The sequence below is a fragment of the Methylobacterium sp. J-067 genome (genome assembly GCF_022829465.1).
GTDB classification, from domain to species: domain Bacteria; phylum Pseudomonadota; class Alphaproteobacteria; order Rhizobiales; family Beijerinckiaceae; genus Methylobacterium; species Methylobacterium litchii.
Window position 1 is genome coordinate 1 of record NZ_JAKSXZ010000006.1, and the last position, 364, is coordinate 364.

The 364-nt window shown below is 74.7% G+C and carries 1 protein-coding gene; it reads left to right on the forward strand.

The window, feature by feature from the left end; translation table 11 throughout:
- The coding region (locus MKK52_RS00045; protein ID WP_243951708.1) for a methyl-accepting chemotaxis protein at positions 1-364 on the forward strand (364 nt) is incomplete at both ends.

Here is a 364-nt window from a genome sequence, read left to right on the forward strand (position 1 = left end):
GGTGGGTCTGATCTCGACCATCGCGGCCCAGACGAATCTGCTGGCCCTCAACGCCACCATCGAGGCGGCGCGGGCCGGCGCCGCCGGCAAGGGCTTCGCGGTGGTGGCCGCCGAGGTGACGACGCTCGGCGAGCAGACCGCGCAGGCGACACTCGAGACAACCGGGCAGATCGCGAAGATCCAGGCGTCGTCGGGGCAGGGGGTGTCGGCCATCCGCGGCATTACCGCGCGCATCCGGGGGATCAGCGGGGGGGCGTCCGCGAGTGCCGCCTCCGGCGACGCGCAGGGGGCGGGGAGGCCGGAGCTGGTGCGCGAGGGCTGCGCGGCCGCGTCCTGCACTGTCGCCGGTCACGCCAACCATCGC